General features: G+C 62.9%; 22 protein-coding genes and 4 pseudogenes. 12 read left to right on the top strand and 14 right to left on the bottom strand.

Annotated elements, in window-relative coordinates:
• Positions 1-145: 145 nt before the first annotated feature.
• Positions 146-775, bottom strand: coding sequence for an ATP-dependent Clp endopeptidase proteolytic subunit ClpP (gene clpP / locus AC0L2R_RS00965; protein ID WP_091591479.1), 630 nt, complete (start codon positions 773-775; stop codon positions 146-148).
• A gap of 334 nt (positions 776-1,109) precedes the next feature.
• Here clpP and AC0L2R_RS00960 point away from each other — a divergent pair, with 334 nt between their 5' ends.
• Positions 1,110-1,700 carry a hypothetical protein gene (locus AC0L2R_RS00960; RefSeq protein ID WP_473507425.1) on the top strand — a complete coding sequence of 197 codons (591 nt, stop codon included), beginning with the start codon at positions 1,110-1,112 and terminating at the stop codon, positions 1,698-1,700.
• Here AC0L2R_RS00960 and AC0L2R_RS00955 read toward each other — a convergent pair.
• A complete protein-coding gene (locus AC0L2R_RS00955) occupies positions 1,697-2,797 on the bottom strand; it encodes an NAD(P)/FAD-dependent oxidoreductase (RefSeq protein WP_473507728.1) in 1,101 nt (366 codons plus the stop codon). The genes AC0L2R_RS00960 and AC0L2R_RS00955 overlap by 4 nt on opposite strands.
• Positions 2,798-2,901: 104 nt before the next feature.
• Between AC0L2R_RS00955 and AC0L2R_RS00950 the strand changes: the two genes are divergently transcribed.
• Positions 2,902-4,158, top strand: a complete 1,257-nt coding sequence (locus tag AC0L2R_RS00950) for a cytochrome P450 (protein ID WP_473507424.1) — start codon at positions 2,902-2,904, stop codon at positions 4,156-4,158.
• Here AC0L2R_RS00950 and AC0L2R_RS00945 read toward each other — a convergent pair whose 3' ends face one another.
• The 5 genes from AC0L2R_RS00945 to AC0L2R_RS00925 all read right to left on the bottom strand — a co-directional run bounded on the left by AC0L2R_RS00945 (position 4,159) and on the right by AC0L2R_RS00925 (position 7,886).
• Positions 4,159-4,509 (bottom strand): cupin domain-containing protein, encoded by a 351-nt coding sequence (locus tag AC0L2R_RS00945; protein WP_473507423.1) that lies wholly within the window; start codon positions 4,507-4,509, stop codon positions 4,159-4,161. It lies immediately after the preceding gene.
• A gap of 21 nt (positions 4,510-4,530) precedes the next feature.
• Positions 4,531-5,811 (bottom strand): O-acetylhomoserine aminocarboxypropyltransferase, encoded by a 1,281-nt coding sequence (locus AC0L2R_RS00940; protein ID WP_473507422.1) that lies wholly within the window; start codon positions 5,809-5,811, stop codon positions 4,531-4,533.
• A 199-nt stretch (positions 5,812-6,010) separates the two neighbouring features.
• Positions 6,011-6,532 carry a CoA-binding protein gene (locus tag AC0L2R_RS00935; protein WP_287120401.1) on the bottom strand — a complete coding sequence of 174 codons (522 nt, stop codon included), beginning with the start codon at positions 6,530-6,532 and terminating at the stop codon, positions 6,011-6,013.
• A gap of 107 nt (positions 6,533-6,639) precedes the next feature.
• Complete coding sequence (locus AC0L2R_RS00930; protein ID WP_287054895.1) at positions 6,640-7,062, bottom strand: VOC family protein; 423 nt, start codon at positions 7,060-7,062, stop codon at positions 6,640-6,642.
• Positions 7,063-7,064: 2 nt separating this feature from the next.
• Positions 7,065-7,886 (bottom strand): enoyl-CoA hydratase, encoded by an 822-nt coding sequence (locus AC0L2R_RS00925; protein ID WP_473507421.1) that lies wholly within the window; start codon positions 7,884-7,886, stop codon positions 7,065-7,067.
• 180 nt (positions 7,887-8,066) lie between these two features.
• On the opposite strand from AC0L2R_RS00925, the gene AC0L2R_RS00920 reads away from it, so the two are divergent.
• From AC0L2R_RS00920 to AC0L2R_RS00900, 5 genes and pseudogenes are all read left to right on the top strand, one after another.
• Entirely contained in the window at positions 8,067-8,531 is a 465-nt protein-coding gene (locus AC0L2R_RS00920; protein ID WP_473507420.1) for a PaaI family thioesterase, read from the top strand.
• Positions 8,532-8,547: 16 nt separating this feature from the next.
• Positions 8,548-9,270, top strand: coding sequence for a LysE family translocator (locus AC0L2R_RS00915; protein WP_473507419.1), 723 nt, complete (start codon positions 8,548-8,550; stop codon positions 9,268-9,270).
• Between the two features lie 265 nt (positions 9,271-9,535).
• A complete protein-coding gene (gene rplM, locus AC0L2R_RS00910) occupies positions 9,536-10,000 on the top strand; it encodes a 50S ribosomal protein L13 (RefSeq protein WP_091591498.1) in 465 nt (154 codons plus the stop codon).
• 1 nt (position 10,001) lies between these two features.
• Positions 10,002-10,484 carry a 30S ribosomal protein S9 gene (gene rpsI, locus AC0L2R_RS00905; protein ID WP_027155304.1) on the top strand — a complete coding sequence of 161 codons (483 nt, stop codon included), beginning with the start codon at positions 10,002-10,004 and terminating at the stop codon, positions 10,482-10,484.
• Between the two features lie 320 nt (positions 10,485-10,804).
• Positions 10,805-10,912: pseudogene (locus AC0L2R_RS00900) on the top strand (DUF1349 domain-containing protein); the annotation flags it as partial.
• 84 nt (positions 10,913-10,996) lie between these two features.
• Here AC0L2R_RS00900 and AC0L2R_RS00895 read toward each other — a convergent pair.
• The 3 genes and pseudogenes from AC0L2R_RS00895 to AC0L2R_RS00885 all read right to left on the bottom strand — a co-directional run bounded on the left by AC0L2R_RS00895 (position 10,997) and on the right by AC0L2R_RS00885 (position 14,481).
• Entirely contained in the window at positions 10,997-12,766 is a 1,770-nt protein-coding gene (locus tag AC0L2R_RS00895; RefSeq protein ID WP_473507418.1) for a caspase family protein, read from the bottom strand.
• A 365-nt stretch (positions 12,767-13,131) separates the two neighbouring features.
• A pseudogene (locus AC0L2R_RS00890) lies at positions 13,132-13,484 on the bottom strand (substrate-binding domain-containing protein); the annotation flags it as partial.
• 94 nt (positions 13,485-13,578) lie between these two features.
• Entirely contained in the window at positions 13,579-14,481 is a 903-nt protein-coding gene (locus tag AC0L2R_RS00885; protein ID WP_473507417.1) for a LysR family transcriptional regulator, read from the bottom strand.
• A gap of 94 nt (positions 14,482-14,575) precedes the next feature.
• On the opposite strand from AC0L2R_RS00885, the gene AC0L2R_RS00880 reads away from it, so the two are divergent.
• Complete coding sequence (locus AC0L2R_RS00880; protein ID WP_473507416.1) at positions 14,576-15,448, top strand: aldo/keto reductase family oxidoreductase; 873 nt, start codon at positions 14,576-14,578, stop codon at positions 15,446-15,448.
• Positions 15,449-15,889: 441 nt separating this feature from the next.
• On the opposite strand, the gene AC0L2R_RS00875 is transcribed toward AC0L2R_RS00880, so the two are convergent.
• Positions 15,890-16,939: a glycerophosphodiester phosphodiesterase family protein gene (locus tag AC0L2R_RS00875; protein WP_473507415.1), complete on the bottom strand. Its 1,050-nt coding sequence runs from the start codon at positions 16,937-16,939 to the stop codon at positions 15,890-15,892.
• 405 nt (positions 16,940-17,344) lie between these two features.
• Here AC0L2R_RS00875 and speB point away from each other — a divergent pair, with 405 nt between their 5' ends.
• From speB to AC0L2R_RS00860, 3 genes are read left to right on the top strand one after another with little or no spacing between them, the layout of a single operon-like run.
• Positions 17,345-18,352 carry an agmatinase gene (gene speB / locus AC0L2R_RS00870; RefSeq protein ID WP_128246689.1) on the top strand — a complete coding sequence of 336 codons (1,008 nt, stop codon included), beginning with the start codon at positions 17,345-17,347 and terminating at the stop codon, positions 18,350-18,352.
• A gap of 31 nt (positions 18,353-18,383) precedes the next feature.
• Positions 18,384-19,316: an N-acetyl-gamma-glutamyl-phosphate reductase gene (argC, locus tag AC0L2R_RS00865; RefSeq protein WP_473507414.1), complete on the top strand. Its 933-nt coding sequence runs from the start codon at positions 18,384-18,386 to the stop codon at positions 19,314-19,316.
• Positions 19,317-20,156 (top strand): aminoglycoside phosphotransferase family protein, encoded by an 840-nt coding sequence (locus AC0L2R_RS00860; protein ID WP_473507413.1) that lies wholly within the window; start codon positions 19,317-19,319, stop codon positions 20,154-20,156. It abuts the gene before it with no gap.
• Here AC0L2R_RS00860 and AC0L2R_RS00855 read toward each other — a convergent pair.
• The gene (locus AC0L2R_RS00855; protein ID WP_473507412.1) at positions 20,146-21,237 is read right to left on the bottom strand and encodes a COX15/CtaA family protein; all 1,092 of its coding nucleotides are present in this window, start codon (positions 21,235-21,237) and stop codon (positions 20,146-20,148) included. The two genes, AC0L2R_RS00860 and AC0L2R_RS00855, sit on opposite strands and share 11 nt — an antisense overlap.
• A 152-nt stretch (positions 21,238-21,389) precedes the next feature.
• On the opposite strand from AC0L2R_RS00855, the gene AC0L2R_RS00850 reads away from it, so the two are divergent.
• Positions 21,390-21,608: a DUF2842 domain-containing protein gene (locus AC0L2R_RS00850; protein WP_023798362.1), complete on the top strand. Its 219-nt coding sequence runs from the start codon at positions 21,390-21,392 to the stop codon at positions 21,606-21,608.
• Positions 21,609-22,166: 558 nt separating this feature from the next.
• Here AC0L2R_RS00850 and AC0L2R_RS00845 read toward each other — a convergent pair.
• Both AC0L2R_RS00845 and AC0L2R_RS00840 read right to left on the bottom strand, forming a co-directional pair.
• Positions 22,167-22,621 (bottom strand): annotated as a pseudogene (locus AC0L2R_RS00845) ((R)-mandelonitrile lyase).
• Positions 22,622-22,666: 45 nt separating this feature from the next.
• Positions 22,667-23,344 (bottom strand): annotated as a pseudogene (locus tag AC0L2R_RS00840) (carboxymuconolactone decarboxylase family protein); the annotation flags it as partial.
• Between the last annotated feature and the right edge of the window lie 26 nt (positions 23,345-23,370).

Here is a 23,370-nt window from a genome sequence, read left to right as displayed (position 1 = left end):
TCAACCCCGCACAAAGCTAAGCCGTCGAAAATCAACATAGGCTTAACGTAGGCAATCGCTCCCGTCGAGGGAACAGCCAATTGTGGCCGAAATGCCGCAAGCGGCATCAAAAGCGTGTTTTCCCGCTATCCAACTGCCACCGGGCTTATGTGGCAAGACCCTCGATCGGCTCACGCGACGAAATGACCTTGTCGATGAGGCCGAAATCCCTGGCCTCGTCGGAGGTCATGAAATGGTCGCGGTCGAGCGTCCTTTCAATCTCGTCGTAGCTCTTGCCGGTGTGCTTGACATAGACCTCGTTGAGACGGCGCTTCAGCTTGATGATGTCCTGGGCGTGGCGCTCGATGTCGGAAGCCTGGCCCTGAAAACCACCGGAAGGCTGGTGGACCATGATGCGGGCGTTCGGCGTGGCGAAGCGCATGCCCTTCTCGCCGGCGGTGAGAAGGAGGGAGCCCATCGAGGCGGCCTGGCCGATGCACAGCGTCGCTACCGCCGGCTTGATGAACTGCATGGTGTCGTAGATCGCCATGCCCGAGGTGACGACGCCGCCGGGCGAATTGATGTAGAGGTTGATTTCCTTCTTCGGATTCTCCGCTTCGAGGAACAGGAGCTGCGCGCAGACCAGCGTCGCCATGCCGTCCTCGACCGGACCGGTGATGAAAATGATGCGCTCTTTCAGGAGCCGCGAGAAAATGTCGTAGGCCCGCTCGCCGCGATTGGTCTGCTCGACCACCATCGGAACGAGGTTCATGTAGGTTTCGACGGGGTTCTTCATGGACTATCCCTTATTGAAGATGGGATTCCGGCGCCGGAGATGAGCAAGTCGGGCAGAATCGGTTCTGGATCGTTATCCCTGTAAATAGGATGTCGGCTCACCCTAGCGCAAGGCCGCCCGTCCTAGCCATCCGGTTAAGTCGAATCAAGGTTTCTGCACAGAATTCGCCCGAAGCTGCGCCGGCTGCTGTTGAAGCGGTGCGGCTGCGCTGCCGGGTAACAGTTTCTTAACCGCGTCGCTTAACGAAATGTGCCGAAACTGCTTTCCCGGGACACGGCTTCCCCTACAATTCAACGTTGAGCTTGCGTGGAAAGTTCAAACTGGGGGGAGTGCAATGATCGGGAAAACGGCTTCCTCGGCCATCGCCAGCCTCGCCGTCCTCGGCATGGTGTCCGAAACGGCTGCCGGCGGGCGCCCCGTCGAGTGCTACGAGCAGGTCAACAGGCCGGCCGTCTACGAGACCGTCTACGAAAACGTGCTCGTCAGCCCGGCCGGTCAGCAGGTGGAATCCGTTCCGGCGATCTACGGAACGCGCGAGCGGGTGGTGCAGATCGCACCGGCGCGTGTCGGCTACGAGATCGTGCCTGCCATCACCCGCACCATCTACCGCACGGTGAAGGTCGATGACGGCGGCTACTCCTGGGAATGGCGCGTCATCAACGGCCGCAAGGTGCTGTGCAAGGTCAGGCACAAGGCGCGCTATCAACGGGTGGCCGAGACCGTGGTGGTGCAGCCGGAGCGCCAACGGCGCGTCGTCAGCCCCGCCGAGTACGAGAGCGTCGCCGAAGAGGTTCTGGTGCAGCCGGAGCAGCGGCGGATCGTCAATTTTCCCGCCACCTACCAGACAGTGGCGCGCCGGGTTCTGGTCCGCGAGGGCTCGTCGCGCTGGCGGCAGGTGCGTATTGCGCGGCACTGCCGGTTTTAGGCTTCCGCCCGCAGCCACGCTTTCAAGCCGCCGACATCGCCATTGCCGACGGTCGCTGCGACACGCCTGCCGACCGCCGCGCCGAACTTGTAGCCGTGGCCGGAGCAGGCCGAGACGACAAGGCATTTGCCCTTCTCATGCGCCAGGAACTTTTCGTCGGCGGTGAAGGTGTAGGCACAGGTGACGACCTCGGTGACCTTGTATTCTTCGACACGGGCGATCGGCGGCGAAAACAGGTCGCGGATCGCCTCGCCCTCGCCCGCCACCGGCTGGCGGTTCCAGTCGGCATCGCTGGTCGGCACCCTGTGCAGCCCTGAGCCGAATTTCATGCCGGCACCGCCGGACGGCGGGATCACGTAGCCGTCGACGACGCCGCCGACATCGAGGATGACCGGGGCTGAATGCCATGCTGCTTGCAGATCCGCCGGCGGTTCGACATAGGCTAGCGCGGTGCGCCAGGTCTTCAGGTCGCCGCCCAGCTCCGGAAACAGTTTCAGCACCCAGGCGCCTGCGGCGACGACGATGCGGTCGGCCTGCATCGTCTCGCCGCTTTCAAGCACGAGGCGGCCAGCCTCGGCGTCGACCTCCGTCACCTTGCTGTTTTCGTAGACATTGGCGCCGGTTCTCCGCAGCCATTCGGCGAGGCGGGATGCAATCTTGCGACAATGCAGCGCACCACCCTCCGGCGAAAAATACGCGTAGCGGAACGAGCCGGGCTGCAGGAAGCGCCAGCGCTTGGCCGCGGCGTCCGGCTCGAACAGCTCGATCGGGTAGTTCCCGGCTTCCATGCCCTCGCGGTATTCCTCGGCTTCGTCTCCCGGCTCGCGCGAAATGCAGATGAAGCCGCGCGGGTCGAGATGGTTCTCGCCGAGATCGGCCCACATCTCGTCCCAGGCCGCATAGGCTTCGGTGATCAGCCGGCCATAACCCGAGGCTGTGCCATAGGCGCGGCGGATGACGCGGTGATGGTCGCCCGAGGCGGCAAGCGGATTGGGAATCGGTCCCTGCTCGACAATCGAGACCCGGTGCCCGGCCTTGACCAGCGACCAGGCCGTCGACAGCCCTGCAATGCCTGCGCCAACCACGATCACATTCATCAAGTCAGTCTTTCCGCAGCCGCGCCGGCTGGCCAACACGAAGGATCACCGGGCGCCAACATACGGTCTGGCGTCAAGCTGGCAAGCCGCGCTAATGATCCACAATGACCGATTTGGTGCCACCGACTTACCTGGCCTTCAATCCGGCCACCCGCCATGTGCGGCTCGATCCGCACGAGGCGGCTTTCTTCCAGAACCCCTACGCGGCCTATGCCTTCATGCATGGCGCATCGAATGTCTTCTTCTGGGAAGAGTTCGGCTTCTGGTGCTTTGGCGGCTTCGACGACGTCAGCCGGCTGCTGCGCGACCGGCGCTTCGGCCGCTACAACCCGGCCGGCATCCCTGACAGAAGCGCCGTCGGCGAGGATCGCAGCCATCTCGGCAGCTTCGACGGCATCGAGGCCAATTCGATGCTGGAGCTGGAACCGCCCGTTCACACTAGGCTCAGAACGCTGGTCACCCGCGCCTTCGTCTCGCGCCAGGTCGAGCGGCTGAGGCCGCGCGTCGAGGCTCTGGCCAACGAGCTGATCGACCGTTTCGAGCCGGGCCAGGTCGACCTGCTGCCAGCCTTCGCATCGCCTTTGCCGATCACCATCATTGCCGAAATGCTCGGCGTGCCGGTCGAGATGGGACCGCAACTCCTCGACTGGTCGCATCGGATGGTCGCCATGTACATGCACGGCCGCACCCGCGAAACGGAAGAGACGGCCAATCGCGCAGCACATGATTTTTCGGATTTCCTGCGCGGCCATGTTGCCGAGCGGCGCAAAAAACCCGGCGACGATCTGCTGTCGCTGCTGATCTCGGCGCAAGACGATGGCCAAAGACTCTCTGAGGACGAGCTGGTGTCCTCGGCGATCCTGCTGCTCAATGCCGGCCACGAGGCGACCGTCCACCAGACCGGCAATGCGGTGCGCGCTATACTCGCGCAAGGCGGCGACCCGCGCCGCTTCTTCACCTCGCCGCAAACGACCACTGCCACGGTCGAGGAATGCCTGCGCTTCGACGCGCCGCTGCACATGTTCACGCGTTATGCCTATGAAGAGATCGAGGTCGGTCCCGGTATCATCGTGCGGCCGGGCGAGACGATCGGCCTGCTGCTCGGCATGGCCAATCACGACCCGGCGGCCTTTGCCGAACCCCTCGCCTTCCGGCCGGATCGCGCCGACCAGAAGAACGTCTCGTTCGGCGCCGGCATTCATTTCTGCATCGGCGCGCCGCTCGCCCGGCTCGAATTGCAGGTATCGCTGAAAACCTTGTTCGACCGGCTGCCGCGGCTGCATCTGGCCGAACAGCCGCGTTTTCGCGACACCTATCATTTCCACGGGCTGGAAAGGCTCGTCGTGCACACCGGGCAATGATCAAAGCTTGATCACATACTCCTTGCGTGTCGTTTCAAGCACTTCCCAGCTTCCCTTAAAGCCTGGCCTGAGCACGAAACTGTCGCCGGCCCTGACGGTGCGCGCCTCGCCGGCGTCGTCTGAAATCACCGAGACGCCCGACAGGATGTGGCAGAACTCCCACTCGTCATATTCGATGCGCCATTTGCCCGGCGTCGCCTCCCAGATGCCGGCATAGAGGCCACCGTCGCGTTCCTCGACATTCCAGGTGCGGAACTTTGGATCGCCTGAAATCAGGCGATCCGGCGCCGGCGCGCCAGGTTCCGGCTCGGCGCTTTCAATATCGACGGAGAGAAATTTCGGCGCGGTCATGGAAACTCCTTGCAGCGGGGATCAGACGTTGGCGAGAGCCTGTTCCAGATCGGCGACGATGTCGTTGACATCCTCGATGCCGACCGACAGCCTGACCGTATCCGGCCCAGCGCCGGCCGCGACCTTCTGCTCGTCGGACAGTTGCCGATGCGTGGTCGATGCCGGATGGATGACCAGCGACTTGGTGTCGCCGACATTGGCGAGGTGCGAGAACAGTTCGAGCGCCTCGACGAATTTGATGCCCGCCGCATAGCCGCCCTTCAGGCCGAAGGTGAACACGGCACCGGCGCCAAGCGGCGAGTACTTCTTCTGCAGCGCATTGTTGTTGTCGCTGGGCAGGCCGGGATAGGACACCCAGGCGATTTTTGGGTGGTTGGACAGCCACGCGGCGACGGTGACCGCATTGTCGCAATGGCGCTGCATCCTGAGCGGCAGGGTTTCCAGGCCGGTCAGGATCAAGAACGCATTGAAGGGCGAGATCGCCGGGCCCATGTCGCGCAGGCCGAGCACGCGCGCGGCAATGGCGAAAGCGAAATTGCCAAATGTTTCGTGCAGGACGAGGCCGCCATATTCGGGGCGCGGCTCAGACAGCATCGGATATTTGCCGGATTTCGACCAGTCGAAGGTACCGCCGTCGACAATGGCGCCGCCGATCGAATTGCCGTGGCCGCCGATGAACTTGGTCAGCGAATGCACGACAATGTCGGCGCCATGCTCGATCGGCCGCACCAGATAGGGAGAGGCCAGCGTGTTGTCGACGATCAGCGGCAGGCCATGCTTGCGGGCGATGTCGCCGATCTTTTCGATGTCGACGAAGACACCGCCCGGATTGGCCAGGCTCTCGATGAAGATGGCCTTGGTCTTTTCGTCGATCTGGCTTTCGAAGGTCGAGATGTCGTTGGTGTCGGCCCAGCGCACCTGCCAGCCGAAATTCTTGAAGGCGTGGCCGAACTGGTTGATCGAGCCGCCGTAAAGCCTTGTCGCGGCGACGAAATTGTCGCCGGGCTGCATCAGGTTGTGGAACACGAGCACCTGCGCGGCATGGCCCGACGCGACGGCCAAACCCGCGGTGCCGCCTTCGAGTGCCGCGATACGCTCTTCCAGCACCGCCTGCGTCGGGTTCATGATCCGGGTGTAGATGTTGCCGAAGGCTTTTAGCCCGAACAGCGAAGCGGCATGGTCGGCATCATCGAAGACAAAGGAGGTCGTCTGGTAGATCGGCGTGGCACGCGCGCCGGTCGCCGGATCGGGCTTGGCGCCGGCATGGACGGCGAGCGTGTTGAAACCGGGCGTGCGGGTCATGGATTACCTCCCCTGAATGCTGAATGCTGAATGCTGAATGGTGAATGGTGAATGGTGAATGGTGAATGGTGAATGGTGAATGGTGAAGGCAAGGTCGGCCAGCCCCATCCTGATTGCAAGCGGCTCATATGCCGCTGTGGCCGCCTTCCGGAAAAATCCTTCTATTCACCATTCACTATTCACTATCACCATTCACCACCTACTTCCGGCGGACGCCAAAACTCTGGAATCCCGGCCGCATCAGCGGCTTCTTCGACGACAGCACGCCTGAGTTGACGCCGGTCCAGCCGATTTCGCCCGACAGCTTGCCATATTCGATCTTGGGGCAGCGGTTCATCACCACCTTGATGCCGGCGGCCTCGGCGCGTGCGGCTGCCTCGTCATGGCGCACGCCAAGCTGCATCCAGATGACGTTCGGCAACGGATCGAGCCGCAAGACCTCGTCGACAACGCCCGGCACCGCCGCCGAGCCGCGAAACACGTCGACCATGTCGATCGGCTCGGGAACATCGGCGAGCCTGGCATAGGTCATCCGGCCAAGGATTTCCTTGCCGGCCTGGCCGGGATTGATCGGGAACACCGAAAAGCCCTTGCCCAGCAGGTATTTCAGCACGAAATAGCTCGGCCGCACATCGTTGGCGGACGCGCCGACCATGGCGATGGTCTTCACCGAATTGAGGATTCCGGCGATATAGGCATTGTCGTAGGCGTCATGGTTCATGCCTCTTCCTCATACAGAGCCTCGGCGAGAAAACCATCCGGATCGTTGCAGAAAACTGCGCATCATGCGGAAATGATCGGTATCGTCGAAAGCGGTGGGAAACGCGCTCAACCCGGCAGCGAGATGCTGCCGTCTTCCGCGATCGGAAAAGCCGGATTGTGCGCCACTTCCCAGACATGCCCTTCGGTGTCGGCGAAATAGCCATACCAGCCGCCCCAGAAGGCGCGGCCGGCCGGCTTGACGATGCGGCCGCCGGCCTTCTCGGCCATCGTCAGCACGTCATCGACCTCCGCGTCGGAGCGGGTGTTGTAGGCGAGGTAGATCGCCGACGGCGCCGTGCCGAAGGTGATGCCCGAATCCTCTTCGGCGCTTGCGCGCGGGAACAGGCCGAGAATGACGCCGCCCATCTGGAAGAAGGCGACGCCGTCGGTGATGCCGGCATGGCGGGTCAGGCCCATCGCCTCGTAGAAGCGTGTGGCGCGCTCGAGATCGTCGACGGCGATGGTGATGATGGAGATGCGGGCTTCCATATCTAGTCGTCCGTCCATTCGGGCTTGCGCTTGCCGATGAAGGCGCCGATGCCTTCTTCTGCGTCGCGCGCCAGCATGTTGTCGACCATGACGCGGCCGGTATAGGCGTAGGCCTCGGCCAGCCCCATCTCGGCCTGCGCGTAAAAGGCTTCCTTGCCGGTCTTGACCACCAAAGACGATTTGGCAGCAATGGTTTGCGCATATTTGGTGACAATCTGATTCAGATATTCGCGCGGCACCACGCGATTGGTGAGACCGAATTCCTTGGCCGTCGCTGCATCGATGGTCTCGCCGGTCAAAAGCATCTCCATCGCATGCTTGCGCGAGACGTTGCGTGACAGCGCCACCATCGGCGTCGAGCAGAACAGGCCGATATTGACGCCCGGCGTGCAGAAGGTCGCCTCGTGCGAGGCGATGGCGAGATCGCAGCTCGCCACCAGTTGCGCCCCGGCCGCCGTTGCCAGACCGTCGACCTCGGCGATGACCGGCCTCGGATGGCGCACGATCGCCTGCATCAGTGCCGCGCAAGCGGAAAACGTCTCCTCGAAGAATGCCTTGCCACGATCGGCGTCGGCGCGGCGCGCGGTCATTTCCTTGAGGTCGTGTCCGGCGCAAAACACCTTTCCGGCCGCAGCCAGAATGATGACGCGGACGGATCTGTCTGATTTCGCGCGGTCGAGTTCCGCCATCAGCGCCGCCATGACCGCCAGCGACAGGGCATTGGCCGGCGGATTGGCGAGCGTCAGGCGCAGGATGCCCTCGTCCAGTCTCGCGATAACAGGACCTTCGGCAACAGCCGGCTTGATGGCGACGATTTCGGCCATGGTCTCCAACCTCTTCATCGGCCGGCGGCATCGGATTCGCCGGCCATGGAACAAAAGAACTAGCACGGTGCCGATTGAAGAACAGCCTTAGGACGTGTTTTCTCGGCGGCGCAGCCTCGGCCAAGCGCCCTCGCCTTGAAAACCGCCGGCTATGCCGACGCCACAAACAGGAAACCGCTTATGCCTGCCCAAAACAATCTCAAGCCGGTGCTGACAGCAGAGCAAGTCAACGCGCTGATGGAGACCGTCTACCCGCAGCTCAACGACCAGTTCACCATCTACGAGGCGATCGAGGTGTTTGCGGGCGGCTGCACGGTGCGCCTGAATGCCGACGAGCGGCATTTGCGCCCCGGCGGAACCGTTTCCGGCCCGTCGCTGTTCACTTTGGCCGACATTGGCGGCTATGTCTGCGTACTTTCGCATGCCGGGCCGGATGCGCTTTCGGTCACCACCAATCTCAATATCAATTTCGTCCGCAAAGCCGAGGCAGGCCCGATCGACGGCCATTGCCGCATCCTGAAGCTGGGTAAGAGCCTGATGGTGTTCGATATCGACATCATCGCTGGAGCGGACGGACACACGGTAGCGCACGCGACGGGAACCTATTCGATCCCGCCGAAGAAGAGCTTTCAATCGCAGGCCTGATTTGCAGGACGGATACGTGTTTCCGCTCGTTCCAACGGAACGAAATGTCGGACAACACGTTCGCAGGTCCAATCAGGTCTGCAAAAACATGCCCGAACTTCCCACTTATTTGGCATTCCTGGTCGCTGTGCTCGGCTACCAACTGTCCGGTCCGGGGCCGGACATGCTTCTGGTGATCAGCCGCGGTATCGGACAGGGTTGGCGGGCAGCACTGGCAACGGCGACCGGCTGCGTTTTCGCGGGCGTGATCCAGATTCCGCTGTTGGCAATGGGACTTGCATCGCTGGTCACGTCCTCGCCTGTCGCGTATGGCCTGCTGCAACTGCTCGGAGCGGCGTACTTGATCGCAATCGGGACGAAGTTCTTGCTCACGCGCAAGAGGGCCGAAACAACCAACATCGTCGCAGCCAAAGAGGGAGGTTTGGCAGGTGCCTTTCGGCAAGGCATGATCTGCAACCTGACTAACCCTACCGCACTGGTTTTCATGCTCGCAGTACTGCCGCAGTTCGTTCATTCCTCCACAGGATCGCCGGCGATGCAATTTATCGTGCTCGGGGCCACCATGAAGGCTACGGGCCTTCTGGTCCTGGGAGCTGTAGCCTTGGCCTCAGGCGCGGTCGGCCACTGGCTGGCACGCTACGCCGGTTTTCTTGTCTGGCAAGAACGCCTGGCTGGTACGATCATGATTGCTGTCGGGATCAAACTGCTGCTGGCTGCGATTATTCCGGGACGGCGCTAGTCAAATTGTCGGAGTCATACGTGGTATAATAATACCTCAAAACTAACCTCTTGATTTAGCAAGGCAATCCTTCCGAGGTGGCCAGATATGCAACTTGACTGGCTAATTCCCCTCGCCTATAAGCCCTCACGGAACAGCGGCCCGCCAAAGGCCGCCGTTTTGTTATTGGCGGCGGGCGAGCGCCCGGCGTCAAGTCAAGCAACAAGAAACGCCTTCCCTTTTCGTTCGTGAATGGGGGAAGGTCCGAACCGAAAGCAACAAATCCATGACAACCTTTTCGCAGAAGCCTGCGGATGTGGTGAAGAAGTGGGTGCTGATCGACGCCGAGGGTCTCGTCGTCGGCCGTCTCGCCACTGTCATCGCCAACCATCTTCGCGGCAAACACAAGCCCACCTTCACCCCGCATGTCGACGACGGCGACAACGTCATCGTCATCAATGCCGACAAGGTGGTGTTCACCGGCAAGAAATTCACCGACAAGGTCTATTACTGGCACACCGGCCACCCCGGCGGCATCAAGGAGCGCACCGCGCGCCAGCTGCTCGAGGGCCGTTTCCCCGAGCGTGTCGTCGAGAAGGCCGTCGAACGCATGATCCCGCGTGGTCCGCTCGGCCGTCGCCAGATGAAGAATCTCCGCGTCTATGCAGGCACGGAACATCCGCATGTCGCCCAGCAGCCCGTCACGCTCGACGTGGCCAAGCTGAACGCCAAGAACAAGAAGGTTTCGTAAAATGGCTGAGCTTTCCTCGCTCGCAGAACTCGGAACTGCCACCGGCAACACCAACACGCAGCCGGCTGCACCCGTCCACGTCCAGAAGCTCGACAAGTCGGGCCGCGCCTATGCCACCGGCAAGCGCAAGAACGCCATCGCGCGTGTCTGGGTGAAGCCCGGCTCCGGCAAGATCGTCGTCAACGACAAGGTGTTCGCCGAATACTTCGCGCGCCCGGTCCTGCAGATGATCCTCAACCAGCCGATCATCGCCGCCAACCGCGCCGGCCAGTACGATATCGTCGCCACCGTCATCGGCGGCGGCCTTTCCGGCCAGGCCGGTGCCGTGCGCCACGGCATCTCCAAGGCGCTGACCTATTACGAGCCGGCGCTGCGCGGCGTGCTCAAGAAGGGCGGCTTCCTGACCCGCGACAGCCGCGTCGTCGAGCGCAAGAAGTACGGCAAGGCGAAGGCCCGCCGTTCGTTCCAGTTCTCGAAGCGCTAAGCACTGCTTCAGCTTCAGACAGTCGAAAAGGCCGCCTCCGGGCGGCCTTTTCTTTTGGTGCCGAGCCCACCCGCGCCTGCGGCGCGACCTCCCCATCAAGGGCCATCAAGGGCAGGTAGAAGGTCGGGGCAGCTTCCCGCCCCTTGAGTCTTCTAGGGCCCGACGGGCGCCGGAACGATGGTCTGAGTAGGGCGCGATGAAGCCGGGCACCGTGGAACAGGATTGCTGGCAGACGATACACGCATTCGAGAACTGTCCGAGGAGCGGGAAAGACAACCCGGCTCGCGCCTACAAGGCAGAAAGTCGCAAGGCCGCCGATTGCCGAGGTCGGCGTCACGGCCTGTTCCCCGGAACGCGCCGGCTTTCGCGCGGTGTTCAAGGATCTGGTCGTCGGGCCGCCTATCGCGCGCAATCTGCAGGCGGACTGAGGAGGCCTGGAGTCTCGCTCGCAAAAGCGAATGGTGCCCAGAGCATGAACCCGACAGGTTGCAGGCCCTTTCAGGAAGGCATCCTTACTCAAACTCAAGCACCATGCTGGGGGGGGCGTCGAACTCGGTCACGTCATGCCACTCCCTTGCGTCCACCTTCGACATGTCGACCCTTCCCAGCTTATCCCCGAGGTACGTACCCCACTGTCTATGTGGGGTATACTCGCCTGGTTGTCCCTCCCCCCAGTTGGTGAATTTCAGTTTCTCGCCGTTCTGCCAGCCCCAGCCGCCACGGGGCTCGCGCGCTCCCTCAGCCTGCTCAAGTCCTATCCACGGGCCGATCTTCCAGCTGTAGCCGCTCCTGGTGTCGAAGCCTGATATGAACATCCGGTCATCCGCGGCGAAAAGATCATAAACGAAGTCGTTCTCAGCCTTGGAGCCGATCGCGACGAGGTAAGCCTCGCACCCCTTTGCCAGTTGCTTGGCGGCATCGATCCGTATGCTGCGGGTGTAGGCTGCGACGTAGAGGTGTCCTTCGAATTCCCCATAGATGATTTCTTTTCCGGCCAGGCATTGCGCCGCGCGAATGACCCGCTCATCCGTTTCGAGACCCTTCAGATCGTTGGGATCGAACGATCTGGCTTCATCGGACGAGATGACGGAATCGGATGAGGAAATGCCGACGAGCTCGAGGCGATTTGCCATCACACGGTTGATGTAGCCGGTCTCCGACAGACCCATCGCCTTCTGGTACCGGGCGATCTCACGCCGTGTCTTGAGGCCAATCGTTCCGTCGGCCGATCCGATGTCGTAGCCAAGGTCGGCAAGCGCGAGCTGGATTTCCTTGCGTTGTGCCTGAGTGAGCTTCAGCTTCGCTTCCGCTTCCTTCGGCGACACCAACTCCTCCGATCCTCCCTGAAGCAGTCGCAGGGCGTCGCGCGCGCTGTCGGCGAATGCGCCGCTCTGGTATTTCGCCAGGTATAGCTGCCACCCGCGAGCGGTCGAGATCCGCTCCGCCTTCTCGAAATCGATCTGGGCAAGCATGAGCGAAGCCGCTTCGTCGCTAGGGGCGCTTTCGTTGAAATAGAATTCGGCCGCCAGATTGGAGACGATCTGCGGCGACTGTTCGTTGCCGGTCTTGACGCGCACATCCCGAATGACCCGCTTGAAGGCCGTTCCGACCTCCAGTGAAGGACTTGCCAGATGCTCGATCAGGGCCATGGTGAAAGGCGAGTTCGTGCCGCCGCCATCATAGGCAACCTGACCGGGCGAGGCCGCGAAGGCGATCATGGTGCCTGATCCCGTCGAACTGACCGGCGCCAGGCCTTTCACGGTTCCGCCGCGGGTCGCGCCCTCCACCGCTATGTTCAGCCGATCCGCGATCGGATTGTTTCGGCAGGCATCGATGAAGATCAACGACAGCGACGCCTTTCTCTCCATCGTCTCGATAATGGAATTGAGCGAGACCGTTTCGGCATCGACGTCGAATTCGGACTGCAACTCGGCATCCAGGCCGAGCAGGAAGTTCTCGCCCTTCAACTGCATGCCGTGTCCGGCAAAATAGAAGAGCGCCGTGTCCTCGGGGCTGAGCTTTTTCGAGAAGTTGGACAACCCCTTGGCGAATTCCGCGCGGCCGACATTCACCAGATTGTCGACCTCGAACCCGTTTTCGGCCAGAAATTTGGCGAACTCCCTTGCGTCGTTCGCGGCATTGAGCAGCGGGGTCACAGACAGATAGGACGAATTGCCGATGACCAGTGCGACCCGCTTTCCGCCGGCGGCAGAGGCGGATCCCGCAGCGACCGAAAGGCAAAATAGCGTCACGGCGAACATGCGAGGCACTATCGGCGGCATGATATCCCCCAAATACTCCTACTCCGCGATCTTGGGCCCGGAAGGACGTTAGGTCAATCGGGCGTCCGGGTGAGCGGCATCGAGAAGAAGGGGAACCTGAAGCGAACTCTTATGTCAGACAGGTACCGCGAGTTGCCCTGGCCGGATGATGCTGGTTCTCCACGTCGCCCCCTCTGTCCTGCCGCCCCCCAAGTGGTCCTCAAGGGGGAGATTGGCCGTCATTGGCGCTTTCACTCCATCGCGGACGCTCGAAAATATGGCCGATTGCGGCGAAGCTGCCGATCCCCCGCTTGAGGACCGCTTGAGGGGGGAGATGTCGGCAAGACAGTGGGGGCGACGTGGAGAAACGCAATCTTCGCTACGCGCTAGGCGCTCGCCGTCATCGCCGCATAAGGCCGGGACGAGTTCCGCACGACCAGCCTGCCCTGCAGCACCAGTCGACGCGGCGCGGGGTCGGCGTTGCCGGAGAGACGGCTGAGCATGAGATTGGCCGCCTGCTCGCCGATCGCCTGCACCGGCTGCGCGACGGTCGTGAGTTGCGGGCGAAAAACGTCCGCCCACGGAAGTCGTCGAAGCAGGGCGACCAAAATGTCTTCCGGGCATGACAGGCCGAGGTCGCGGATCGCCTTCATGGCGCCGACCACCATTGGTTGCTAGCCGAGAAGATGGCGGTCGGGCGATCATGCAGCGACAATAGCTGCATGGCGGCCTTATAGCTGCCCTACCTCCCCTCGATGGGCCTCGATGGGAAGGTCGGCGCGCAGCGCCGGTGGGGTGACGGTGCCGGGCACAGTTCATGCCTGACGCAGGCCTCAGGTCCGGCTGTCCCTGATGAAATCGATAAACGCCCGCAACGGCGCCGGCACGAGACGCCGGCCGGGATAATAGAGGAACGGCCCGGGGAAGCTCTGCCACCAAGGTTCGAGGACGGGTTCGAGCGCACCGCTCTTAAAGTGAGGGCGAAGCCAGTCCTCGAACAGGCTGACAATGCCGGTACCGGCGATGGCAGCATCGACGGCGAGATCGGCCGCTCCGCCCAGGGTCACAAGAAGCGGCCCCGTCGGATCGACCCGCACCACCTCGCTGTCGCGCTCGAATTCCCATGGCGGCATCGCCCCGCTGGCGAAGCGGCCGCGCAGGCAGGCGTGGCCGAGCAGATCGCGCGGGTGTTGCGGCCGGCCATGGCGATCAAGGTAGGCAGGGCTGGCGGCGGTGGCAAAGCGCTGCAGGCGCGGTCCGATCGGCACCGCGATCATGTCCTGTTCCAGCCGCTCGTCGTAACGGATGCCGGCATCGCAGCCTGCCGCCAGGACGTCGACAAAGCTCTCCTCGGCGATCACATCCAGCCGGATGCCGGGATAGGCAGCGAGAAATCCCGGGACGATGCTGGGCAGCACCAGCCGCGCCGCGCTGACCGGCACGTTGAGGCGCAACGTACCTGTCGGCCTGTCGCGGAAGCCATTCACAACGTCGAGGGCCGATTCCACCTCGGTCAAGGCAGGGCCGAGCCGGGCCAGCAAGCTCGCGCCCGCTTCGGTCAGGACGACGCTGCGGGTCGTCCGGTTGAGCAGCCTGACACCGAGCTGCGTCTCGAGGCGGCGCACCGCCTCGCTCAAGCCCGACGCACTGCCGCCGCTGGCGCGGGCGCCATCGCGAAAACCCTTGGCCCGCGCTACGGCGACGAAGGCGTTGAGGTCTCCGAGGTCGATCTTCATTGTTCGACGTTCCGTACAGCCCGTGCGGAATGTACCCAATTATCGTGAGATCGGACAGCGCCTATCTCAACCTCATCCTGAACGGAGATAGACCATGTCCAGCATTGACCTTTCCGGCACGTTCACTCTCGGCGACCGCACCGTGAAGCGGCTCGGCTACGGCGCCATGCAGCTCGCAGGACCCGGCGTCTTTGGTCCGCCCAAGGACCATGGCGCGGCATTGGCCGTGCTGCGCGAAGCTGTTGCGCTTGGGGTCAATCACATAGACACCAGCGATTTCTACGGCCCGCACGTCACCAATCTACTCATCCGTGAAGCGCTCGCGGCCTATTCCGACGATCTGACGATCGTCACCAAGATCGGTGCCCGTCGCGGCGCGGATGGCTCGTGGCTCCCGGCCTTCTCGCCCGAAGCGCTGACGGAGGCGGTGCACGAAAATCTGCGCAATCTCGGGCTCGACGTGCTCGACGTCGTCAATCTCAGGATTGTGTTCGACGCGCATGGCCCCGCCGAAGGGTCGATCGAGGCGCCGTTCACTGTGCTGGCCGAGCTTCAGCGACAGGGCCTGGTGCGTCATATCGGGCTCAGCAGTGTCACGCCGGCACAGATCGAAGAGGCGCGACGGATCGCCCGGATCGTCTGCGTGCAGAACCAATACAATCTGGCGCACAGGGGCGACGATGCCTTGATCGACAAACTCGCCCGCGACGGCATCGCCTATGTGCCGTTCTTTCCGCTCGGCGGCTTCAACCCGCTGCAGTCGTCTACCCTGTCCCGCGTCGCTCAGCGCCTGGACGCCACGCCGATGCAGGTCGCGCTCGCCTGGCTGCTTGATCGCGCGCCCAACATCCTGCTCATCCCCGGCACGTCTTCCGTTGCGCATTTGCGGGAGAACCTCGCCGCGGCCGAACTCGATCTGCCGGAGGACGTCGTCAGGGAGCTGGACGGCGTGGCGATGGCTGCATGAGGATTGGCGAAAGCGGCAACGAGCCAATCTCCCCCTGATCGAAAGGCTGGCGGGACAGCGCCCCCCTCTGCCCTGCCGGGCATCTCCCCCACAAGGGGGGAGATTGACAGCTTCGCGGACAGCGCCCTTTTTGCAAGGTTGGTGGTTGGCGAAACCAGTGATGAAGGCCAATCTCCCCCCAAGTGGGGGAGATGCCCGGCAGGGCAGAGGGGGGCGCGAAGGATCGCTACAGAGCGCTTTTATTCTGAGCCGCTGCATTCTTCGGCGGATGTCACCGAATGGATCCCAGGGTCTGCGCCGCGTCGCTTCGCTCCTTGCTCCGCCTTGGGATGACGAAGGCGCGGGGGCTTACGGCTAATCGCAGACTTTGGAGATTGGCAGTTGCAGGCCGGCCGGCAGCGCGACCGCCGGTCAAAGAACCAAATCCACGGTGCAGAGGAACTAATTGATGCTCGCCGTATTCGCCGGGCGCGCCTCATCAGAATAGGGCACGCGGTAGCCGTTTGCCGCCAGCCAGTCGATCGCCGCTTTCGGCTCGTCGGTCTGGATGATGGTGGCGCCGCGTTCGGCCCAGAAGCCGTAGGTCTCGCGCGGCAGGCTGGCGAACACCGCCAGTTCATCGCCGCGACCGCCGGCAAGGAAGCCGCCCGGCTTGTTGACGATGGCGTAGGTATTGGCCCAGATGTGCCAGCCGCCCCTTATCGCCGCGGCGCGCATGCGCGGGCTGAACAGCGGACCGCCGGTCTCGGTCAGCGTCTCGGCGCCGTCCCGCCAGTTGATCATCTCGACCGCGCGCGGCGAAAAGGCGCCGCTGACCTTCTCGGCAAAACCGGCGTCGCGAACCGCGTCGTCGGCAATGATCGGCATGAATTGGAAACCGCTGCCGATCGCGCCCATGGCTGCCTTGACAGTGGTGATCCTGGCCGGGTTCCACAGGTTCTCCTTGACGATCACCTGTTCGGCCATGCCAAGGTCACGCGCCACCGCGATCATGCCGGCCAGGCTGTCGACGTCGAGCTTGTTGTCGATGTTGACGAGGATTCTGTCCCTGGTCGCCATCAGCATCTCGCGCAGCGTCGAAACCGGCTCGTCGGTGACGGCGCCGGTGCCTTCGATCACCAGCCTGCAGGTTTTGAGTTCGGCCAGCGTGCGCTTGACCACCTCGCCCTTGCAGTTCGTCGTGCGGTCGAGCCAGCTGTCATGCATGACGACGAACTGGCCGTCCTTCGAGCGCCTGACATCGACCTCGACGATTTCGGCGCCAAGCGCGATCGATGCCTCGAGGGCGGCGATCGAGTTCTCCGCAAACAGCGTCTTGCGGGCCTGCAGGCTGCCGGCGCGGTGCGCCGCCACCATGACATGGTCGCGCCATTGGTTGGCGTGTTCGAAACGGTCAAGAATCTGCCTGGCGCGTGTTTCGCCAGCCAATGCCGAGCCAGTGAACAGCACCGAGGCGGCGGCAAGCACAAGGTTCAGCCAGGTCGTTCGCATGAGAATCGCTCCTACCGGATGCAAACCCGGATAAGCGACGCGCGTGACAGCCCAGTGAACGAAGCCGGCTTCGCAAATGCCGGAAAGTCAGGTCAATGCCGGCTGAAGCGGCTGTTCTTCAATCTCGACTTGCCGAGATCGATGCCGCCGTCCTGGCGGTCGGTGGCCGGCTTGGCGTGCTGAAATCTGCTGCGTTCCCCGGCTGACAACCATCCCGTGCAAGGACGGCTGGCTACTGTCGGTTGTATTCATGCATATCTACGCAAATTCCGGGTTGGCCATTCGGGCTCACCTGGCAAGCAAGAAGTTGTGACCGAGTTCGAACGGCCATGGCCCTCGGAAGGGGTCGCATTTGTTGCAATTATATCCAATAAGGTTGCGCCTCGACGCACAGGAGACCGCTTCATGCCGAACACCAACATCGATCACGCCTTCACCGCCCGAGCCAGGACGGGTGCGTCCTTCGAGCCGACCTATGCCGGCGCGCTGTCGTTCATGCGACGCAAATACTCGAAGGACGTGAAGGGCGCGGACGCGGTGGTGTGGGGCATCCCCTTCGACGCCGCCGTCACCAACCGGCCGGGCGCGCGTTTCGGACCGCAGGCAATTCGCCGCGCCTCGACCATTCTCGACAACGACCCGCAATACCCGTTCTCGCGCGATCTGTTCGAACATCTCGCCGTGGTCGACTATGGCGATTGCCTGCTCGACAGCGGCAACCACCAGAAAACGCCGGGGACGATCGAGCGCGAGGCGGCAAAGATCCTGAAATCCGGCGCCTTCCTGCTATCGCTCGGCGGCGACCATTTCGTCACCTGGCCGCTGCTCAAGGCGCATGCCGCCATCCACGGTCCGCTGGCCCTGGTGCAGTTCGACGCCCACCAGGACACCTGGCCGGACGACGGCAAGCGCATCGATCACGGCTCCTTCGTCGGCCGCGCGGTCAAGGAGGGGATTATCGACCCCGACCGTTCGATCCAGATCGGCATCCGCACCCATGCGCCCGACAGCTTCGGCATCAAGATCCTGTACGGCCACGAAATCGAGGACATGCGCGCGTCCGATATCGCCTATGCCATCGTCGACCGCACCGGCGGCAAGAAGGCCTACGTCACCTTCGACATCGATTGCCTCGACCCGGCCTTCGCCCCCGGCACCGGCACACCGGTCGCCGGCGGGCCGTCCTCGGCAAAAATCCTGTCGGTGCTGCGCCAGATCAATCAGCTCGACATCGTCGGCGCCGATGTCGTCGAGGTTGCGCCGGCCTATGATCACGCCGATATAACGGCAATTGCCGGGTCGACGGTGGCCATGCACTATCTCGGGCTGCTGGCGGAACGAAAGGCCCGGCTCGAAGAGCTGAACAACGGCAATCACATTGTTGCCGGATTGAACCAGGCAAGTGGCATATAATTTCGAACTATCAGGGAATTCAGGCAGGCAAATGAAACCGAAAATCTTCATCGACGGCGAGCACGGCACCACCGGTCTCCAGATCAGGGCGCTGCTTGCCGAGCGCGGCGACCTGGAGATCATCTCGATTCCGACCGAGCGCCGCAAGGAACCGGCAGCCAGAGCCGAGTACCTCAACGCCGCCGATGTCGCGATCCTGTGCCTGCCGGACGCAGCCGCGAAAGAAAGCGTCTCGCTGATCAGCAACGACACGACAAGGGTTATCGACGCCTCGACCGCGCATCGCGTGGCAGAAGGTTGGGAATATGGTTTTGCCGAAATGGACAAGGCTCAGGCGCGCAAGATCGCTTCGGCGAAGCGCGTCACCAATCCAGGCTGCTGGCCGCAAGGGCCGATCGCGACACTGAGGCCGCTGGTCGCGGCCGGGCTGTTGCCGCCGGATTTTCCGGTCACCGTCAACGGCATTACGGGCTATTCGGGCGGCGGCCGGCCGATGATCGAGGACTATGTCGCCAAGGGCGAGGAAGCGTCGGAATTCCTGCCCTACGGGCTGACCCTGCAGCACAAGCATGTGCCGGAGCTCAGGACCTATGCGAAGCTGTCGCATGATCCGATCATGCAGCCGGCGGTCGGCAATTTCGCGCAAGGCATGATCACGGTGGTGCCGCTGCAGCTCGGCGGCCTCGACTATGTGCCGACCGGCGCCGAGCTTCATGCGGCGATCGCCGACCATTTCGCCGCCATCGATGGCGGCGTGGTCGAGGTGGCGCCCTATGCGCATCTCGAGCGCGTGCCGGAGATCGATCCCGAAGTCTACAACGGCACCAACCGGATGATGCTCCATGTCTTCGCCAACGACGACAGGGCCCAGGCGCTGCTGTTCGCCGTCTACGACAATCTCGGCAAGGGCGCCTCGGGTGCTGCCGTGCAGAACATGGATCTGATGCTCGGCCTCAAGCACTGAATGGACGCTCCGGCATTCCCAGGCCGCTGGAAGGTCAGCGCGCCAGAACTGATTGCCGAGACGTTCAGCAGCCGCATCTGGAAGGTTGTTCGCGAGGACGGTTCGCCGGCGGTCGTCAAGGCCCTCAAGGCTTTCGACGACGTCGAAGACGAGTTGCGCGGCGAGCATTTCCTCGCCTGGCGGCGCGGCGAAGGCGCGGTACGGCTGCTCGGCCGCGACGGCCACTGCATGCTGCTCGAATATGCCGGTGAAACCTTGCTGTCACAGGTTCTCGCCGAGCAGGGCGACAATGCCGCTACAGCCATCGCGGCCGAAGTGATGGCAAGACTGTTCTCGCCATCCGACCACCCTGCCCCACCAGACCTTCAGCCGCTGCGGGTGCGGTTTTCCAGTCTGTTCAACAAGGCGAAGATCGATCGCGACGCCGGCGAAAAGAGCTTTTACGTCGAAGCGGCTGCGACCGCGGAACGGCTGTTGGCCAATCCTGTCGAGGTGCTGCCGCTGCATGGCGACCTGCATCACGACAACATCATGCTGGGAGCGCGCGGCTGGCTGGCGATCGACCCGAAGGGCGTTCTCGGCGATCCCGGCTTCGACGCGGCGAACATGTTCTACAATCCGCTCGGCCGCGACGAGCTTTGCCGTGATCCCCGGCGGATTGCCGACATGGCCGAGATTTTCGCCAGAACGCTCGGCCAGACGCCGCCAGCCATTCTGGATCACGCCTTCGCCTATGGCTGCCTGTCGGCGTCATGGCATCATGAAGACGGCAATGCGGTCGAGAAAAGCCGCGAATTGTCCATTGCCACTGATATCAGGGCGGTGCGGCTCAGCCTCTGACGGCGATCTGGTTGGGCATGGGATAGGCGCCTTTGGTGCCGCGCCAATGCGCTGCGGCAAAGCCCAGCAGGACAAGCGCGAAAGCCTGATGCATCAGCGCCATGTGCAGCGGCACCTGCATCAGCAGCGTGCCGATGCCGATCAGGGCCTGCAGCAGCACCAGCACAAACAGCAGCGTCGCGCGGCGCGCATGGGTGGTGCCGGGCTGGCGCCGGTGGGTCGCGATCATGTGCCAAAGTGCTGCGACTGACATAGCGTAGGCGCCGAGCCGGTGGATGAACTGGACCGTCTTCGGGCTCTCGAAGAAGTTGCGCCATGCCGGCTCGAGGATTAACAGGTCGCCGGGGATGAGCTTGCCGTCCATCAGCGGCCAGGTGTTGTAGCTCAGGCCGGCATCGAGCCCGGCGACCAGCCCGCCGAAATAGATCTGGATCAGCGCCAGCAGCACCAGAAAGCCGGCCAGACGCTGGGTCGAGCGGTCGGCCGCGGGCTCGGAGTGCGGCGCCAATCCACGCGCGACCACCATGGTCGCGGTGAAGATCAGCGCGGCCAGCGTCAGATGCGTCGCCAGCCGGTATTGGCTGACGGAGACCCGGTCGACCAGCCCGGACGCCACCATCCACCAGCCGATCGCGCCCTGCAGGCCGCCGAGAAGAAGAATGCCCAATAATTTCGGACCAAGACCGCGTTCGATGCGGCGCGTCGCCCAGAAAAACACCAGCGGCACGGCAAAAACCAAGCCGACACCGCGCGCCAGGATCCTGTGCAGCCATTCCCACCAGAAGATCGACTTGAACGCTTCGATGCTCATGCCCTTGTTGAGTTCGGCATATTGCGGGATCTGCTGGTAGCGCTGGAATTCCTCCTGCCATTCGGCGTCGTTGAGCGGCGGGATGACGCCGTGGATCGGCTTCCATTCGGTGATCGAAAGCCCGGATTCGGTGAGCCTGGTGGCGCCGCCGACCAGCACCAGCACAAACAGCACCAGGAGCACGACGTAGAGCCAGCCGCGTACCAGCGCCCGGTTGCGCAGGTCGCGGTCGCGGGCCACGAAAGGCGCGGCAGCTGATATGGCAGCCATGGTCTTGTCCCGGCAGGTTGCAGTCGCGGATTGGTGAACCATCGCAATCCAACTGGCAAGACCGGACAGCGCGGCACGCCGTCGCGCCGCTTCTTGGCTGTTGCGTGCCTCTTCCGTTGGGCCTAAGCGATAGGCATCAACCGGATCGCGAAATGCCCATTCGCCTGAAAAAGCTGATCGGAACAATCCTGCTGGTGGCGCTGGTCATCGTCTATGCGCTGGTCGCATCGATCGTGGCGGTTGCCCAACTGGCGGAATCGGGACCGTGGGCGCATTTCCTGTTCTTCCTGCTCAGCGGCATGCTCTGGGTGCTGCCGGCCATGGGCATCATCAAATGGCTGATCCTGGAGCCGCCGCGGCCGAAGAACTGAGGCTCGCTCGCCGCCGCGGTGAAAGCCTGACGCTTGCTACCCGAGGTGTAGGGCAGCTCAGGTGGTTTTCTGCCTTCCGTGTCGCCGATCGGAACGCGCCGGCGGCGCCAGAAGCGGCAGTTCGCCCCGGTCGGGTTGCTCGTCTGCTAAGCGTCCATGAGCCGACCATCAGACTCAGATCCGCATAACAAAGCCGGTGCTAGCTAGGCAGCTAAACAACGGGACTGGGTAGCACCTGAGCTGTGGAATCATCGGACGCGGGATAAAGGACCGAATGGCCAAGCTTCTCCAAAGTTCGGGTTGAGGTCACTTGGAATGAGGAACTCACGGACGATAACGATCATCGCCTTGGATTCTCTTCCATGATCCAGTGGCCGGATTCGGGAACCACTCCTTCAGTCACGTCGCTGGCGGCAAAGCGCATGACGGTCGCCATCATCGGCCCAAGCAGACCGAGCGCCGCCGCGGGCAGATGAGCCGTTTCCCCACCATCACCAAGACTGCAGGCCGGTTCATTTGGCGCATTCCGCGAAGCAACGAAAAGAGCCAGCAGTCTTCTCACTTGGGATACTGTGCGTCGCTTACATGTTCCAGCCACTCGACGGCCTTGCCGTCCAGTGCCTCGGCAACGGCAACATGCGTCATGCCGGCCGTGCGACTAGCACCATGCCAGTGCTTCACGCCGGGCGGGATCCAAACGACATCGCCGGGCTCGATCTCTTCAATCGGCTCTCCCCATTGTTGGACAAGACCCTTGCCGGCGGTGACGATTAGCGTCTGGCCCAAGGGGTGGGTATGCCACGCGTTCTGGCACCGGCCTCGAAATGAACCGTTCCGCCGCCGACGCGCGCCGTCTCGTCAGCCTTGAACGACGACTCAACTCGAACCGAGCCGGTAAAGTGATCTGACGATCCCGTCGTTGACTTGGCGGGATCATATTTCTGCACACGGATTGCTGCGCCGGAAGACCCGCGGGCAGCCTGCTCCGCGAAGGCCGTGCGCAAGGCAGGCATCGCTGCCATCGCCTTCGGCCACCCTGCATAGAAGGCCAGGTGGGTGGGAACCTCAGCGATTTCCGTCTGCGTCAGGCCATTGTCCAGCGCTTGCTTGACCTGGAATGGCAACTGGTCAACGTCCCCTGAAGCGAGAAGCGCGGCTATGGTGGCAAGACTGCGATCCCGCCCGGAAAGGCCCGGCCGGCGCCAAAGATCGCCAAACAGCACCCGATTGGTGTAGGCCGCCAGTGCGGGAGCCACCGGCGCCACCGTGTCGTCAACAGTAGCGGCTCGCGCCGCTTCGGCGGCGGCGTTGGGCTCAAGTGGTCCGGCCGTGCTTGCCTCAACTTCGCCGATGCCGCGCCGGTCGAACACGTCCTTTGTCGCCTGAACTGCGGAAATTGCGTTCGGCCAGCCCGAGTAGAAGGCGAGATGGGTGATGATCTCGCCAATCTCCCCTGGCGTGACTCTGTTGTCCAGCGCCCGGCTGACATGTCCGCCCACCTGCGCGATGCGACCTGAGGCGATCAGCGCCAATACCGTAACAATGCTCCGGTCCCGGGGCGCGAGCTCCTTACGCAGCCAGACATCGCCGAACAGGAGATTGTCGGTGTAGTCCCCAAGACCGGGTGCTACGACATAGACGTCCGGGGGTGCAATCCGACCTGCAGGACGTTCCTGTGCGTCTGCGGCCGAGGCCGCGAGTGTTGCCGCCACCAGGGAGGCTGAAAGGCTTTTCATGTTGCGCGTCTCTCTGTAGCTGGATG

Source organism: Mesorhizobium sp. WSM4820 (assembly GCF_055811075.1).
The sequence above is the reverse complement of the archived record's forward strand: the minus strand, read 5'-3'. Positions and strand labels throughout refer to the sequence as shown.